Genomic DNA, 16,128 nt, shown 5'->3' on the forward strand with positions numbered 1-16,128 from the left:
TGGGCGGTTTGGCCATACTTAATCCTTCTCTGTTTACTTCACGCCGGGCGCCGTGGCGCCGAGCAGAGACCTATATTGCCGCGGTTAGGGGGCTTGCTTCCAAGAAACGTGCTCCGTCGCTGCACTCGAGGAGCAAGATCAGCGTGACGACGTCTATTGGAATCGTCGTTGCGCGATACAGTTCGCTTGAGACATCGCGAATTCCATGTCGCTCCAGTGGCCGCGCCTTGATCATTGGAAAGCTGTAGCTCTGGCGCGCTATCACATTCCCCCAACACCAAGGCAACGCACGGGACTCGTCCGACCTTCCGCAAGGCCGCAAACGCAAAACTTGGTCCCAAGCCTTCCTTGTTGACTGTGCCACTTGTATCGGCACCGGGCGCTCCCATGGTCCACAGTTCTACAGAAGGATTGATCACGACCTAACCCCGGCGAGAAAGCCATCGACTTCGAGTTTGAGACGATGGCTGCTTTGGGCCAGCGCATTCGCAGATGTCAGTACCTGCGAGGAAAACGCGCCTGTGCTCGAGGCGCTCTGTGCAACCTGCCGGATGTTGCTGGAGACCTGCCTCGACATTTCTGCCGCACGTTGGATATTCTGTGCAATATCTTTGGTTGCAGTACCCTGCTCTTCGCTTGTAGCAGCTATCGTCGATGCGATTTGCGAGATCCTGCCGATACTGTTGCCGATCTCCGTGATGGCATTGACCGACTCCTCCGTGGCCGCCTGGATATCTGAGATTTGCTCTGCAATCTCCGAGGTCGCCTTGGCTGTTTGTGTCGCCAGTAACTTTACCTCGTGCGCCACAACGGCAAAGCCGCGGCCGGCCGTGCCCGCGCGTGCAGCCTCGATCGTTGCGTTAAAAGCCAAAAGGTTCGTTTGCCTGGCGATTGCGGCAATGAGCTCAACCACGCCACCGATCTTTAGCGCTGCAGCCGACAGGTGCTTTATTCGACTGTCGGTTTCTTGGGCTTGACGTACGGCGACCCTAGCGATTTCTGCAGATTGCTCGACTTGGCGTCCAACCTCCGTAGCAGACTCCATCATCTCCGCCGTACGTGCAGCGACAATCCGAACATTGCCTGAAGCTTCTTCCGAGACAAAGGCGACTTTGTCAGAGATTTCGTGTGTATTGTACGCGGTGTCCGTCAGGCTGCGAGCGGACGCCTCCAGCTCGGTCGAGGCGGATGACAGAGTGTCGATGACGCCGCTTACCGCATTTTCAAACGTTCTCGCAAGCTTCTCAAGCTCCGCCTTACGTCGCATTCCCGCCAAGCGATCCCGTTCCAGATTCGCTGCAAGCTCGGCCTGCGCCTTCTCTCTCAATTTGAGCTTGAACGATTCCATGGCTTGTGCCATCTCACCGATCTCGTCCGAACGACCAATTCCGGGTAGGGTCACCTCGAAATGCCCGGCCGCCAGCTGCCGCATCGCTTTGGTCATGCGAGTAATCAGCCGAGCCATGCTCTGCCCGACAAAGATGGCAACGAAACTGATTGCGAGCGTGGCAACTCCAATTCCCCATCCCAGCATCTGGCGGATCCGAGAGGCACGCTGTTCCGTTGCGGCAGACCTAGCATCAGCTGCCGCGATCGCTTTCAACAAGAGAGGACGATTGCGACCGTAGATCTGCCCGAGATCATCAACCTGGTCATCCAACGCCTGTTGAGCAACCATGAAGGCCACAAAGCTAGCTCGGTAGGAATCAATGAGCGCCTTCAGTTCGGTCTTGGCGTCCGGCGCCAAGTCGGAAGACGCCAGCGCGGCTCCGAACTCGGCGACTCGCCTGTCTAGTTCGTCGCCGTACTTTTCCTCGCGCCGCAGCATGAAATCCTTTTCGTGCCGCCGCATCATCAGCATCAACACGGTTAGCTGCGGTTGATTGAACTGCGTAAGGCGGGATTCGGCCTGATGCACGGCATCGCGCAGCTTGCCCTGGAGGCCATCATTCTCGGCGAACCCAAGCACGCGCTGTGCCGAAACAATGTTGTTGAAACGAGTTGCATAGAGGCCGATTCCGGCGCGCAGGAACGACACGTCTCTCAGGGGATCGCCCTCCGGCAAGGAGGCAACATACTCCTCGATTTGATTGAGGTCGGCCAGCTCCTTCCTGATGCCTTGGGCGTGCCGCTCGATCAACGCTTCATCATGCTTACGCAGAAACTCGAGTGCTAGCTGCTGCGATTCAAGAAACGCTTCTGAAAGCGCCGCTAGGTGAGCACGAAGATGGATGCTCTGATCTGCCGCGAGCTGCACTTGCGCAACATAATTGAGCCCAACGATGCAAGCCGCCCCTGTGACAAGCACGCCCACTATTCCAAGCATGGCAATCTTGGTTCGTAGGCTTGGCCGAGTTCGACGAAGAATTGGCAATACGAAGCGTTTCGCAGCCGTTGATACAGACATCAAATTGCCAATCAATCCGTGAACATTTCCGGTGCGCTTCTGATCAACACGGTCGAAACAGGAGCTCGGCGAGATGCTGACCATTCACAACCTCTAGGTTGGGCTTGTTACGCAACGTTGACGAAGAGACAGGGATCGATGACGTCCCGTGACGAAAGCGGCCGGGCTGTTTGCCTTGGACTTTTGTTTCGTGTCCTTAGATTCCGCGTCGCCAATTGGCCGATCGTCCAACGACGAGGTCGACATATCACGTCGTCTTGCTGCCGACTCGCACCGAAGTGGTGGCTCGCGCATAAATCGAGCAATCTTTGGCATAACTTCGCCGGATTCACGCCCGCCACTCAAAAATCGTCAGCTGCAAGCCAACCACCTTTCATCGACTTAGAGAGACTGCCCTGCGGCGCAACTGTAGACCGCAAGGGTTATTCAGGGCACTGAGCTAGGTCCAGCGAAGGCATTCCGGGTCTACGACTACGAGTTCCGCAAACGATTGCCGGAGATGCTCGCGGGCAAGGACGCCCGCTCATACGCGAGGCAGATTTCCCGACCTCATCAACACCAGCACAGGCAAGTTCAAGAACGAGTTCACACGAAGGAAGGGGCAGTCGCCAAGAAGCAGGTGCACAGGTTCGCCTCGAAACTGGCGGTGATGGCTGAGGATGCCTCGTCGATGGAGGCCAAGCTGGAAAGGGCTCCGGCATAGTGTTTGCCGCATCGAGTAGTCGACCCAGTCTCCTCCTCTCTTATGAGGATTTTCTGGAAGCGAACCAAATTCTCGGGTCTTGAAAGAGTGGGAATTTCACCGTTCAATTTCTTCCTGTCGACATTCCAAAACCCCGCGCTAGAGCCGGCGCCTAGGGTGAAAACCGTCTTCTTGCCGACGATTCTTTAACCCGGTTGTGTTGGACTCCACCGGACGGGCGCGCAAAGGCAAGCTCCCTCGTGAGCCGCAGCGTGGGGTAGGGACGAACGGCGTTGATAGTCCGTTTAAGCCGGTCGACCTCACGAATCACGATCATTGCAAATTCCTTTCGCCACCGGCGGACTATGAGCCCTTCCGGTTAGCTACATCAGTCAAGAAATAGAGCGACCATAGCACTGTGACGGAAAGAAACGATAGTGACAGCGACAACACGAGCGAGCCCACCGCTCGAGCCGCCAGGCGGACATGCGGCAGTGCTAACGTCCATGCCACAACGCCATCCTTCAGCAACCCAGCGGCCACAACTCCGATCAGAACGATGAGACCGAGAAAGCTGAGATAGCCGAGCAAGAAGCAAAGGAATTGCCGCATCGTCAGCGCATCGTTGTCGAGCCAGAGCTCGGCGCCGATCGGCCGGCGATCGAGGTTCGGGCCGGGAGCCCCCATCGAAACGGCAGCCAACGCGCCGATCATGAACGGCACGGCCATGATGAGCAGGTCGCGCGCAAAGCGCAGCAAACCAGCATCACCAAATAGCGCCGGCCTCGGATCAATAGCCATGTAGATGCCCCAGGCCACGACGCCGATGACGGCCGGGATGGTGACATCGTACTTGCGTTTCTCAGGATGGCGGATCTGAAGGTAGCGTAGCGGAGCGAGCAGCCGAAGGCTCGACTGCTTTCCGCCATGCTGCACCTGCAGAAGCTTTATTTGCCGCGTTCCCATAGCTGGTCCTTGTCAAGCAAGGTGGCCATTTGCTCTTCGATTTCACCGTCAATCTTAGCATACCAGTCGCGGAGCCCCTGCTTCAATGACATGAGCTCCCTCGGGCACATCACAAGGTCGGCAGCGCCAGCCAAGGTCTTGTGCACGTTTCCGGAAAGCACACCACCGCTAGCGAGGTGCCGGTATGTCAGTCTAGTCTGATATCCCTGTTCCTCATAGTACGATCGTATCCGCGTCAACCACGCCATACGCTCCTTCTTCTCTTCTGGACCCTGTTTTGCGTTGACACGCAGCTCGACGTCGGCAATCAACTCCTGCTGCTTGACGTGGTCCTTACCTGCGATCGACTGTTTCGTCGACCGCTTCGAGAACGTCATCTGCGCCAGCTCCGTGCCGCCGGAGCTGGCGAAGGACAGCGAGCGCCCGACGTCTGCATGCAGTTCGAGCCTGGGCGTGTATCGATAGGTCTTGATATGCATGCGCCCCTTCTTGTCGGGCGTGTGAACCTCGTAAGTCTGCTCGTTCGCCCGAGCCCACCGTCGAAGTTGCTTGCAAATGAAGGTCTCGATCATACTCCGGTTGATATGATGCACGGACTCGATGGCACATCGATAGAGGCCATCGTCGTGCTGCCCAATCGGCAGGCGGACGAGCACGTGGCAGGATATGCCGCCTCGCTCGTTCCTCCCGCCGGTGATGTCGCGCCCCTTGAGACTGCTGGTATCGACGACCGAGAAGCTGGTCTTGCTATGATCGACGAACTCAATGAGCATCGTGACATAACGGTGCCCCCCGCGATTAACGATCGTCATCTGGCGAAGCCAGATGAAGTTATGCCCGGCGCCTCGCTTGATCCGATCGTCGTCGCTCTCCTCGGCAGCGTCACGGCCGGTTTCCTCGAGACCGAAGAACTCGATCGCGGCGCCGTTCTCCTGGCGCTCCATCATGATCTTGAACATCTCGTGGCCTTCGACGAGGGGCGGTTTGAACGCTCCCGGCGCCCGCGAGACCGAGATGCTCGCCAGCCGATTCAAAATCACAAAACGCTGAAATTCCTCACTCAACAGCCCCTCCCGCCCAAACATTCTGTTAGCCAAATCGGACGTCCCTTTTTAATCTCAAACCTCGGACTCCGGTACGGGCAAGCGCAATACTCGCCCTATCATTGGAATGAAATTAAGAAGTTGGCGCTCCTAACTGCCTATGCAGGCAAAGCGTGCCTTCGAGACAGCGCATCGGCGGCCTCCCAGATGCCAGCATAGATTTCATCGAGGTCTGCCGCTGTCGCACAATACGGCGGCATCACGTAGATCGTATTGCCGAGCGGCCGCAGCAGTAGATTTCTCTTCTTGAAGAAGGCGTGAAGTTTTGGGCCCATGTCCGCCAGATAGCCCGGATCGCTCGTCTTTAGATCCAGTGCTGTAATCGTGCCGGTTCGACGAACTTTTTCAAAGCGCGCATCGGCCCGGAATGGCTCAATTGCCTGTTCTTGCATCGCGGCAACCGCCGCCATCCGTTGGCGAGTCTGGGGATCTTTCCAGAGATCCAGATTAGCTTTTGCTGCCGCGCAGGCTACGGGGTTTGCAGTATATGAACTCGAATGAAAGAACGTGCGCGTCCGGTCTTTCGAATAATGCGCATCGAAAATATCCGCGCGACACAGTGTTACCGCGAGGGGAAGCGCTCCACCTGTAATCCCCTTGGAATAGCAGACGATATCGGGGGTGACATTGGCCTGCTCGCACGCGAAGAGTGTTCCAGTGCGGCCCCAGCCCGTCATGACCTCGTCCGCAATGAACAGGACATCCGAGGCCTCGCAGATACGCTTCATCTCTCTGAGCACCAAAGGCGGATACATCAGCATTCCGCTAGCGCCCAATATCAGAGGCTCTACAATAAAGGCCGCTGGAATTTCGTTTCGACATGCCGACTCAAGGGCGTCGAGCGTGTCCTGCTCATGACCTGTTGCGGGAAACGGGACCGAGGTGACGTCGAACAGCAAGGGCCCGTACGCCGCGTTGAACACGCCCCTAGCCCCGACCGACATCGCGCCAACCGTATCGCCGTGATACGAATGTTGCATCACGATGATGCGTATTCGCTGCTGGCCGACATTATGCCAATAGCCGAGCGCCATTTTTAGCGCGACTTCCACGCTTGTAGAGCCGCTGTCGGAGAAGAAGACATGCTCGAGCCCGCGAGGCGCGAGTTTTAGAAGCTCGGCCGCAACTTCCTCGGCCGGATCGTGGGTATGGCCGGCAAAGATGATCTGGTTGAGCTTGCCTGCCTGTTCCTGAATCGCGCGCACAATATATGGATGACAATGACCATGCGTCACCACCCACCAGGATGAGATTGCATCGATGATGCGGCGACCATCCGCGGTGTGAAGATAGGCGCCCTCGCCCCGAACAATCCTCGTCATCTCGTCTTGAAGAGCGTGTTGCGTGAAGGGATGCCAGATCGGCGACTTATTCTTTGGCATACAATTTGAAGCTATCTGCACGAAATGAGACCTTGAATGCTGCCTCCAGCGTGTCCGCCGTGAGGGGAGAGAGCCATGGCAATCGCCCTAGCCAACGCACCCGTCCCATCTCGCGAATGATGGTCTGAGTTTCGGCGTTTCTTTCGCCAATGAAGGCCATCCCGAGAACGGGGATGTCGCGCTTTCGGAGGGCCTCTATCGACAGCAGCGAATGATTGATGGTCCCCAGTTCTGTGGTCGCGCAAAGCACGACCGGAAGCCGCCATCGCTCGAACACATCAATGTAGAGTGTGTCGCCGCTTAGCGGCACCATCAGCCCGCCCGCGCCCTCGATAACCAATGGCTGCCCCCCGGTATCAGGCACTTCGAGCGAATCTGGCTCGATGCGAACTCCGTCAAGCTCGGCAGAATAGTGGGGCGAGGCGGGCGTTCGAAGGCGGTAACGCTCTGGCAGGACGCGATCGGCGGGCAAGCCGCCCAGCCGCGCCACAGCCTCGGCATCGGTCTCTTCTCCAAGGCCCGCCTGAATCGGCTTCCAATAAATCCCGCCAAGGAGTTTCGCAAGCCCTGCGGCAAACACCGTCTTTCCGATTCCGGTATCTGTGCCCGTTACCACGATCCTTGGATTCATCGAAGTTCACCTCTCGTCTCCTCGATCAAGGTATCGAGCATTGCACGCACGTCGTCCTCGCTGACGTTGAGTGTTAGTGAAATTCGCAAACGGGCCGTGCCCACTGGCACGGTTGGCGGCCTGATTCCGCGGATATCGAAGCCGCGAGCCTGCAGTGCAGAAGCGAGCCGCATCGCACGGGCGTTGTCACCCACGATGTATGGCACGATTTGCGAACCGGACGGACTTTTCCAACCGCACTCGCTCATCTGCCGGTGCGTGAACGCGACCAGCTCGGTGAGACGCCGCTGATGCACAGGTTCCTGCTGCAGGATCAGAATCGCCTCCTGCACGGCGACCGCCATCAACGGCGAAGGTGCGGTGGCAAAGATAAACGGACGGCAACGATTGACCAGGAAGTCTCGCAGCACGCCAGACGCAGTGACGAGCGCGCCCGCAGCGCCTAGCGCCTTGCCGCAGGTATGAACGACCAGGAGATTTTCTCGTCCCTCAAAAGGCGCGGTAAGCCCCCGTCCCTGCTCGCCGTAGACACCGGTGGCATGGGCCTCATCGACCATCAGGAACGCATCATACCGGTCGGCGAGCGCAACCAGCTCCTTGAGAGGCGCAAAATCACCGTCCATGCTGTAGAGACTTTCGACCACGACCCAAATGCGGCCCACCCCGCCATTTGCCCGCCAGTCACGAATCGTGCGGTCGACCGCCTCCGGGTCATTATGCGCGCTTATACGAAAATTAGCGCGGCTTGCCCGCGCCCCTTCATGAATGCTCGCATGCACGAGAGAATCGAGAACGAGCAGATCGCCTTTCTGCGGCACCGTCGTCAGCACCGCAAAATTTGCGACATAACCGCCGCCAAAGAAGAGCGCTGTCTCGGCCCCAAAGAACCTAGCAGCTTCAGCTTCCAGAGTTTCGTGCTCCTCGCAATTGCCGCGCAGAAGGCGCGAGCCGCCGGCGCCGATCGGTGTGCCGGCCTCGATCGCGGCCAAAACAGCCGCCTTCATGCGCGGCGCGCTCGCGAGCGCCAAATAGTCGTTCGACGTGAAATCGATTCCTTCACGCGGATTGAGACGGCGCAACCGGTGGTCTTCTTTCAGAACATGCAATGCCGCGGCATATCCGGCAACTTTTCCCCCGTGGATTGAATTCATTCTCATTTCTCGGGTGACGAAATCACGCAAAATTACAATGGGTGCGAAGAAAAACGGCCTTAGGTCCGTTTTTCGGCCACTAAACCGGCGTGATCCGATTTTCGCGATCAACCAACACGATGCGAGGTTTGAACGTTTTGGCTTCCACCTCACCAAATGAGGCGTATGCAATGACGCTAATTTTGTCTCCGGGTAACGCCAGTCGCGCGGCCGCACCGTTCAAGTCAATGGCACCCGAGCCGGGAGGCGCTTCGGTCACGAAAGTGGCAAAACGCGCGCCGGTTTCGACGTTGTGAATTTCGACGCGTTCGTTGACCAGGAACCCTGCTGCATCCAGCAGCGTACGATCAATCGAGATTGAGCCTTCATAGTGCAGATCGGCTTCAGTCACCGATGCGCAGTGGATCTTGCCTTTCATCAAGGTAATTTGCATTTCTCAACCTATGCCTAAAGGAGTTTCGTGAAGACCGCTCGCCGTCCCGTTGGTTCAGGCAAGCCCGGACGTGATGCCGAGCCTGGTCAGCAAATTTGCGTCGCGCTCGGTCTTCGGATTTTTGGTCGTCAACAGCACGTCCCCGATGAAAATTGAGTTTGCGCCGGCTAAAAAGCACAACGCCTGCAATTCGTCGGTCATGTCATGCCGCCCGGCCGACAACCGCACCACGCTCGTTGGCATCATGATCCGGGCGGTGGCGACCAGGCGCACCAGCGCGATCGGATCGGGGCGCTCGGCGGTATCGTTGACCGGAACCCCTTTGACCTCGTTCCAAAGATTGATCGGCACGCTTTCCGGTGGCTTTCGCAGATTAGCCAGCAGGACGAGCATGTCGAGGCGATCCTCAACGCGCTCGCCCATGCCGATAATGCCGCCGCAGCAGACCTTGATCCCCGTTTCGCGCACGTGTTCAAGCGTGTCAATTCGATCCTGCAACGCGCGCGTGGTGATGATCTTGTCGTAGAATTCAGGCGATGTATCGATGTTGTGATTGTAGAAGTCGAGCCCGGCCTCGGAAAGCTGTGCTGCCTGCCCCAGTGTCAGCATGCCCAGCGTGACGCAAGTTTCCATGCCGAGGTCCTTGACCGCGCTGACCATCTCGCAGACCCGATCCAGATCGCGGTCTTTCGGACTGCGCCAGGCCGCGGCCATGCAGAAGCGGGTCGCACCTGCCTCCTTGGCACGCTGCGCGGTGGCGACCACATCAGCGCGATCCATCAGGCGGGTCGCTTTCACTCCGGTTTCGTAATGTGCGCTTTGCGCGCAATAGCCGCAATCTTCCGGGCAGCCACCCGTCTTGATGCTGAGGAGGCTTGCTGTTTCAACGTGGTTTGGATCAAAATTGCCGCGGTGAACGCTTTGCGCTCGAAACATCAGCTCAGCGAACGGCAGACCGTAGAGCGCTTCGGCCTCGGTACGTTTCCATTGTCCGCCGACTTCTTCGAGCTCGCAGCTTCCGTTCCGATCAACCCCAACAGCAACATCCATAGGTCTCAAGTCCGCAATCATAGATAATCGCGTGAATTATCTCTCGTCATCGACATTGGATCGATGCTAATCGATGCGGTATCGGGGCGCACCCATTTTTCCGATAGATAATCTATGATGAGTGAGAACAGGACGACTGCTGGACGCATCGCGGAGTCGATCGGTGAGCGCATTATTAACGGCGCGCTGCAGCCAGACGCAAAACTCCGGCAGGATCATGTGGCGCGGGAATTCAATTCAAGTCACGTTCCGGTGCGCGAGGCTTTTCGGCAACTCGAGGCGCAGCATCTTGTCGTGAGTGCACCGCGCCGCGGCGTGCGGGTTGCCCCGCTTGATGCGAATTCGGTGAAGGAGATCGCCGAGATGCGCGCCGCGCTCGAAGTGGTCGCGCTGCGCAATGCAGCTCCAAAGCTCTCGTCAGTCCACCTGGCACGAATTGAACTCGCGCTGATTGAAGGAGACAGCGCTCAGACGATTGAGGATTTTGAGATGGCCAACCGGGCCTTTCATTATGCCCTGGTTGCGCCCTGCGCGATGCCCCGCCTGCTCGCCAGCCTCGATGAACTACAGCTTGCAAATTCACGGCTGGTATTCGCGATGGCACGGACGGCCGGCTGGCGTCCACGGTCCAACCAGGATCACCGCCTGATTCTGCAGGCCCTGCGAGCGCGCAACCTCGACCTAGCCTGTAATCTGCTCACACGTCACATTCAGAGCATTGAGCGCCTGGCGCTTTCCACCTCTTGATCAGGAAAACGTCTTTATGGGCTCAGTTCAGACTGCGAGGCGCAACACTGTCAAAAACTCGATCATCAATCGGCGATGCAGCAGCGAAGCGTTGCAGAGATCTCGATCCCAAGTTAGTTATGCGCCCTATCTCTGATAGCTCTCCTTAAGGCCATCCATGATTCGCCACATTGTCTTGTTCAGCGCAAAAGATCAGGCCAACATCGATCGTATCGTCGAAGGCCTGTCGGTTCTCACGAAAATCCCGCATGCAAGCCGGCTCGAGGTCGCTCGCAACCGTAAGAGCGACCAGTTCGGCAACGACATTGACGTCGTTGTCTATGGTGAGTTCGAGAACGAGGCGAAACTCGAGGCCTACAAGGCGCACGATCTTTACCAGGAATCAATCAGGCGGGTACGGCCACTGCGCGAGTTGCGTTTCGCGGCAGACTATTGTGTGTCGGCGGATGTGCGGCTCCTCACTCGCCGTGCGGTATCGGCCGGCTGAGGCTAAGCTGACCGTCGGTCTCACGCTCTTGCAAGTTCCGATCGAACGTTGCGCGCGTTTGGCGGCCTATAATCGGAAGCGCGCGGACGCCAACTCGCAAGTCAAGCGATAGCCCGATGTACGTCCGCGAACTGCAATGGATTTGCCCTGTCACGGCAATGCGGCGCCTCGCCCGCCGCCCCCATCTTACATTTCTCGATAGCGCGGCAAGCCACGAACTCCTTGGGCGCAATTCATACCTGACTTGCAACCCGTTCGGCACCTATATCATCGCGGACGGGCAGGCGAGCTGGAACGGCCATCGCATTGACAGTGACCCCTGGGACGTCCTTCGCACCCTGCTCGCCAAGTATCCGCAAGAGCATCGTCCTGATCTGCCGCCATTTCAGGGAGGAGCGGCAGGGTTCTTATGTTACGATCTGAACAGGACACTGGAGCGATTGCCCGCGCCGGCAAGTTCCGGACACCGCTTGCCTCAATCCATTCTGCATTTCTATGATGTGGTCGTCAGCTACGATCACTATCGCAACAGATGCTGGCTTGTGTCGACGGGATGGCCGGAGCAGGATCCCGCACGCCGAGCCGCGCGTGCCCGCCATCGAGCCGATGAGTTTGCAGCTCTCCTTGCCGGCCCAGACTTGCCGCGGGATGATGCCCATGGCGCGGTCGGACCATGGCACTCGAACTTCAGCCGCGCGTCCTACATGGCGGCGGTCCAGCGCGTCATCGACCTGATTCTGGCTGGCGATATCTTTCAGGCGAACACTGCGCAGCGTTTTAGCGCCAGGCTCCCAACCTCATTTGATCCTGTTGCCTTCTACTGCCAACTGCGATCATTGAACCCAGCACCGTTTGCAGCGCTCCTGCGTTACGGCAATCTCACCATTGCATCAAGCTCGCCGGAGCGATTCCTGAAGCTCGACGGACGAAGGGTCGAAACGCGCCCCATCAAAGGCACGATCGCCCGTTCAACGGATTTTGGGGAAGATCAGCGTCGCGCACAACTCCTGGCCGCGTCCGATAAAGACCGTGCCGAGAACATCATGATCGTCGATCTCCTACGAAGCGATCTGTCACGTGTTTGCACGCCGCATTCAGTCGACGTTCCAGAGCTGTGCACCCTCGAAACCTATGCCTCGGTGCACCACCTCGTGTCGGTCGTCACGGGAGAGCTTGCGGGGGACCAGGACGCGGTCGGCCTTGTTCGCGCCTGTTTTCCCGGCGGCTCCATTACCGGGGCGCCGAAGGTGCGAGCGATGGAAATCATTGCGGAACTCGAGCAAGTCGCGCGAGCGGTCTATTGCGGGGCGATCGGCTTCATCGGCTTCAACGGGCACATGGATACGAATATTGCGATCCGCACCGTCACGATCGACGACGGCCTGGCTGTCTTTCACGCAGGGGGCGGGATAACGGCAATGTCGGATCCGACTGCCGAATATGAGGAGACGCTCGCGAAGGCGCAGCGGATTTTTGACGCGTTTCGCGCCAATTCTACCGGTGAACTTTGATTATCATCATCGACAACTACGACTCCTTCGTCTTCAACATTGCCCGCTATTTCCGCCGGCTTGGTGAATCAACCGAAGTGGTCCGAAATGATGCGATCAGCCTCAATGATATTGTTCGTCTCAAGCCGCACGCCGTGGTCATTTCCCCCGGTCCCTGCACCCCAACAGAGGCGCGAATATCGACCTCAGTCGTTCGCGAGCTTTCAGGTCGCGTCCCGATTTTCGGCATCTGTCTTGGACACCAGTGCATCGGGAGCGTTTTCGGCGGACGCGTCGCACGCGCACGTCGGCCCATGCACGGTCGCTCCTCACACGTTGCGCATGACGGCCGCGGGCTATTCGAAGGACTTCCTTCCCCTCTTTGCGTTGGGCGCTACCATTCCCTCGTTGTTGAGATTGATCAATCACACGCGTCGTGTCTTATGGTCACGGCGCGCTCGGACGAGGGCGAGATCATGGCGCTTGCACATCGCGATCAACCTACCTATGGCGTGCAATTCCACCCTGAATCGATACTGACCCAACAAGGAGAGGCTCTGCTTATGAACTTTTTGCGACTGGCAAAGAGTTTCAAAACGTAAGGATGGGCATTTATGTCGCACGCCTCTCCCCCCAATGAGGCGTCGGCGGCATCCGTAACACTTTAAGTCCGATCGCATTTCACTGCCCTCTGGCTGCACCAGCAACTATTGGCCGCGCTTTCGGCAGGTGCGAAGGGCGCCTACGTCGCCCGGGCACGGCCGGTCATCACAGATCCGCGACTGCCGACCAGCGATTGACGGCAATCCCCACCATTTCTTCGTCATCCATGAGACTGCTCGGCAGGAGAGGCGAATCTCTCGCGCGGCGAGAAGGCGCAGCTTACCTAAATCCCGGTCGGGTCGGGCTATAAAACATCTTGTATCTCACGCGGTGTCAGATTGTAGGCTTCCGAACGCAGCAACCGACCACCTTCGACCTTACTACAGTCGTGAGAGAGCACTTCGTGGATACGCTGGATGTCATTGGCGTCGGGATCGGTCCCTTCAATCTCAGCCTGGCAGCCCTGATCGACCCTACCCCGCTCCGCGCACTATTCCTGGAGAAGCGCGGGGCATTCTGCTGGCATCCAGGCCTGGCGCTGCCGCACAGCCGGTTACAAGTGTCGCCATTCAAGGATTGCGTGACGCTGGTCGATCCCACCAGTCCCTATTCTTTCCTGAACTACCTGGCACGACACGGACGGCTCTACGGCTTCATCAACAAACGCAATGCTTCGACCTCGCGGCGGGAGTTCACTGACTATTACCAGTGGGTCGCACGACAACTTGGCACGCTTCGCTACAACGAAGAGGTCGTCGACGTCGCGCCCTTCAGGGACGGTTATCGCGTCAATACGAGCACAACGACCTACCTGGCGCGGGCCGTCGTGATAGCGGTTGGCGTTGAGCCAACGATCCCCCCGTGCGCCAGACCCTTCATTTGCAACACCGTTTATCACGCCGCTGACTATCTCGACCAGGACTCACCTGGCGCAGACGAGCATGTGCTTGTGGTGGGAGGTGGTCAGAGCGGCGCGGAGATTGTCGAGCACCTCCTCAATCGTCCCAGCGCTCCCCGGATTACCTGGGTCACATCGCGCTCAAACCTGTTTGCCATGGACGATACCAGTTTTGTGAACGAGGCCTATGGGCCGGGCTACAGCCGGCGCTTTCATGCCCTGCCACTCCAGCACCGCCGTACAATCATCGAGCGTGAAAAGCTGACAAGTGATGGCATTTCTGCCGAATTGTGCAATCGCCTCTACGACATTTTGTACGAAAGGAACGTGCAAGGTACGCCGTCTGACAGCTTCCTTCTCTTGTCCAGCGTCGTTGTCAAAGACATCGCGCCCCTTAACAAGCGCTGGGGGGTCAATCTGACCGATCTTGCCACGCAGCAGCATCACAGCATCCTCGTTGATCGCATCGTACTTGCGACGGGTTTTCAGCCGCGCACCCCACCCTTTCTACAATCGCTCCTGGGCGCCGCGCACATGGAGGATGACCTACCTGTGCTCGGCTCGGACTACGCGGTTAGCTTCAATCAGCATATGCCAGGACCGGTCTATCTCCAAAATCAGAGCCGTCTGCAGCACGGATTGCAGAGCGCAAACTTATCACTCGTGGCGTACCGCAACAGTCTCATCATCAACAGCCTCCTCGGACGTCCCTTTTATCTGGATCAACCAGGCCAGCGGATCCTCGATGGTTACGAGTCCCCAGAGGATGCGGAGCTGAGCACCGTGCGGATGCAACGAGACTTGCAGAACATATGAGCGCAATCACATGAGTGCGGCCCGATCCTCCATCTTGCGAATTGTCGATGTGCCTCCTTCAGCTGCGGACCGGCTATCTTGCAAACTGCCCTACCGCGCCTTTGGACCATTTTTGGTCGCATCCAGCATCATTGCGGCAGCTTACGGCACGAGCTTCACTTTGCCGGAATATATGGAAGCGCTCGGAATAGAGGGCGACGCCGCCGGTACCGTTATCTCCAGTGGCATGGTTGCAACGATCGTGTGCTGTTGCTTTGCAGGCCGAGTTGCCCAGCGCATTGGCATCATGCCGACGATAGCTGCCGCATCGTTGGTGATGGCGCTGGCCATGGCGGCCTTCGCTGCTGCAGCGTACCACACGCGAATGGCCTATGCGGGCGGCATGCTCGTCGGTGCCGGATGGTCGGTGTTGTTCATCCTCTCGCCGCTGCAGATCATCCGTCATTTGCGTCCCGCAGCTCGCATAGAACATCTGACGATCCTGTCCGGCGCCCAGATGGCAGGACTTGGGCTCGCGGCCCCACTCGGCCACTTTCTGACAGAATGCACCGGCTCAATGGCGGTGATGTACGCGCTTTTCGCGATGGCCTGCGCAATTGCAGCCATCTGCGTAGGCGTCGCACGACACGCCATGTTGAGCATCCCCTCGGTCCCCATGCCTCACATCGAGGTCACCGTGGTCGAAACCGTCGCCCTGCTTCGACACGCAACGGTCGCACCGATCCTCATGATCGTGGTTGCGGCCTGCATTTTTTCCGGACTATCGACATATCAGAGCGCCTATGCAGCATCACGTCAGCTCAATCCGGATCTCTTCTTCCTCGTATTCACCGTCACCAGCGTGGCGCTCCGCTTTTCTGTTGCCCATATGCTGAACCAAGTGCCCGTACACCGGCTTGCGCTCACGCTCTTTATCGCTACCGGCGCCTCATTGGCGTTGCTCATTATCAATCCTGGCGACACTTTGCTCTATCTGTTGGCCGCCGCAATCTTCGCCACAGGCTACGGGCTCAGCTATTCCGCCCTTATCGGAATGGCCGTCAATCTCGCCGGCGAGCGCGGGCTTTCCGTCCCAGTTACCTCACAAATCTTCACCTTAGCCTATTTCCTCGGGTTGTTCGGCTTTCCGTTTCTCGGGGGGCAGTTGATCGGTGGATTGGGTGTTGACGCGATGTTGCTCACGCTATTGGGCGCGACTGCCTTTAACGGGGTGCTGGCAATCGCACTTCGGCCAAAGGCAAGAACCTACTCTCCGTAATCTTCAAAAAAAAGGAGCTCGCAC

General features: G+C 58.0%; 14 protein-coding genes. 6 read left to right on the forward strand and 8 right to left on the reverse strand.

Going from position 1 to position 16,128, the window contains the following annotated elements:
- Positions 1-415 precede the first annotated feature (415 nt).
- The 8 genes from SO139_RS24975 to bioB form a co-directional block, all read right to left on the reverse strand.
- Positions 416-2,491, reverse strand: coding sequence for a methyl-accepting chemotaxis protein (locus SO139_RS24975; RefSeq protein WP_498540726.1), 2,076 nt, complete (start codon positions 2,489-2,491; stop codon positions 416-418).
- A gap of 961 nt (positions 2,492-3,452) precedes the next feature.
- Positions 3,453-4,055 carry a hypothetical protein gene (locus SO139_RS24980; RefSeq protein WP_498540727.1) on the reverse strand — a complete coding sequence of 201 codons (603 nt, stop codon included), beginning with the start codon at positions 4,053-4,055 and terminating at the stop codon, positions 3,453-3,455.
- Positions 4,037-5,119 carry a hypothetical protein gene (locus SO139_RS24985; RefSeq protein ID WP_498540728.1) on the reverse strand — a complete coding sequence of 361 codons (1,083 nt, stop codon included), beginning with the start codon at positions 5,117-5,119 and terminating at the stop codon, positions 4,037-4,039. Before SO139_RS24985 ends, SO139_RS24980 begins: the two co-directional genes overlap by 19 nt.
- Positions 5,120-5,256: 137 nt before the next feature.
- Positions 5,257-6,540, reverse strand: coding sequence for an adenosylmethionine--8-amino-7-oxononanoate transaminase (locus SO139_RS24990; RefSeq protein ID WP_498540729.1), 1,284 nt, complete (start codon positions 6,538-6,540; stop codon positions 5,257-5,259).
- Positions 6,527-7,171: a dethiobiotin synthase gene (bioD, locus tag SO139_RS24995; RefSeq protein ID WP_498540730.1), complete on the reverse strand. Its 645-nt coding sequence runs from the start codon at positions 7,169-7,171 to the stop codon at positions 6,527-6,529. Before bioD ends, SO139_RS24990 begins: the two co-directional genes overlap by 14 nt.
- Positions 7,168-8,322 carry an 8-amino-7-oxononanoate synthase gene (locus tag SO139_RS25000; protein ID WP_498540752.1) on the reverse strand — a complete coding sequence of 385 codons (1,155 nt, stop codon included), beginning with the start codon at positions 8,320-8,322 and terminating at the stop codon, positions 7,168-7,170. The genes bioD and SO139_RS25000 overlap by 4 nt, the downstream gene beginning before the upstream one ends.
- A gap of 79 nt (positions 8,323-8,401) precedes the next feature.
- Entirely contained in the window at positions 8,402-8,755 is a 354-nt protein-coding gene (gene panD, locus SO139_RS25005) for an aspartate 1-decarboxylase (RefSeq protein WP_498538826.1), read from the reverse strand.
- Positions 8,756-8,809: 54 nt separating this feature from the next.
- Positions 8,810-9,805 carry a biotin synthase BioB gene (gene bioB / locus SO139_RS25010; protein WP_498540731.1) on the reverse strand — a complete coding sequence of 332 codons (996 nt, stop codon included), beginning with the start codon at positions 9,803-9,805 and terminating at the stop codon, positions 8,810-8,812.
- 114 nt (positions 9,806-9,919) lie between these two features.
- Here bioB and SO139_RS25015 point away from each other — a divergent pair, with 114 nt between their 5' ends.
- The 6 genes from SO139_RS25015 to SO139_RS25040 all read left to right on the forward strand — a co-directional run bounded on the left by SO139_RS25015 (position 9,920) and on the right by SO139_RS25040 (position 16,104).
- Positions 9,920-10,552: a GntR family transcriptional regulator gene (locus tag SO139_RS25015; RefSeq protein WP_498538828.1), complete on the forward strand. Its 633-nt coding sequence runs from the start codon at positions 9,920-9,922 to the stop codon at positions 10,550-10,552.
- A 157-nt stretch (positions 10,553-10,709) separates the two neighbouring features.
- On the forward strand, positions 10,710-11,039 hold the full coding sequence (locus SO139_RS25020; protein ID WP_498540732.1) for a Dabb family protein: 330 nt from the start codon (positions 10,710-10,712) through the stop codon (positions 11,037-11,039).
- A gap of 116 nt (positions 11,040-11,155) precedes the next feature.
- Positions 11,156-12,550: an aminodeoxychorismate synthase component I gene (pabB, locus tag SO139_RS25025; protein WP_498540733.1), complete on the forward strand. Its 1,395-nt coding sequence runs from the start codon at positions 11,156-11,158 to the stop codon at positions 12,548-12,550.
- Entirely contained in the window at positions 12,547-13,131 is a 585-nt protein-coding gene (locus SO139_RS25030) for an anthranilate synthase component II (protein WP_498540734.1), read from the forward strand. Before pabB ends, SO139_RS25030 begins: the two co-directional genes overlap by 4 nt.
- 404 nt (positions 13,132-13,535) lie before the next feature.
- The gene (locus tag SO139_RS25035; protein ID WP_498540735.1) at positions 13,536-14,846 is read left to right on the forward strand and encodes a lysine N(6)-hydroxylase/L-ornithine N(5)-oxygenase family protein; all 1,311 of its coding nucleotides are present in this window, start codon (positions 13,536-13,538) and stop codon (positions 14,844-14,846) included.
- A gap of 10 nt (positions 14,847-14,856) precedes the next feature.
- On the forward strand, positions 14,857-16,104 hold the full coding sequence (locus SO139_RS25040; RefSeq protein WP_498540736.1) for an MFS transporter: 1,248 nt from the start codon (positions 14,857-14,859) through the stop codon (positions 16,102-16,104).
- Positions 16,105-16,128: the final 24 nt, after the last annotated feature.

Source organism: Bradyrhizobium sp. UFLA05-89 (assembly GCF_059803475.1).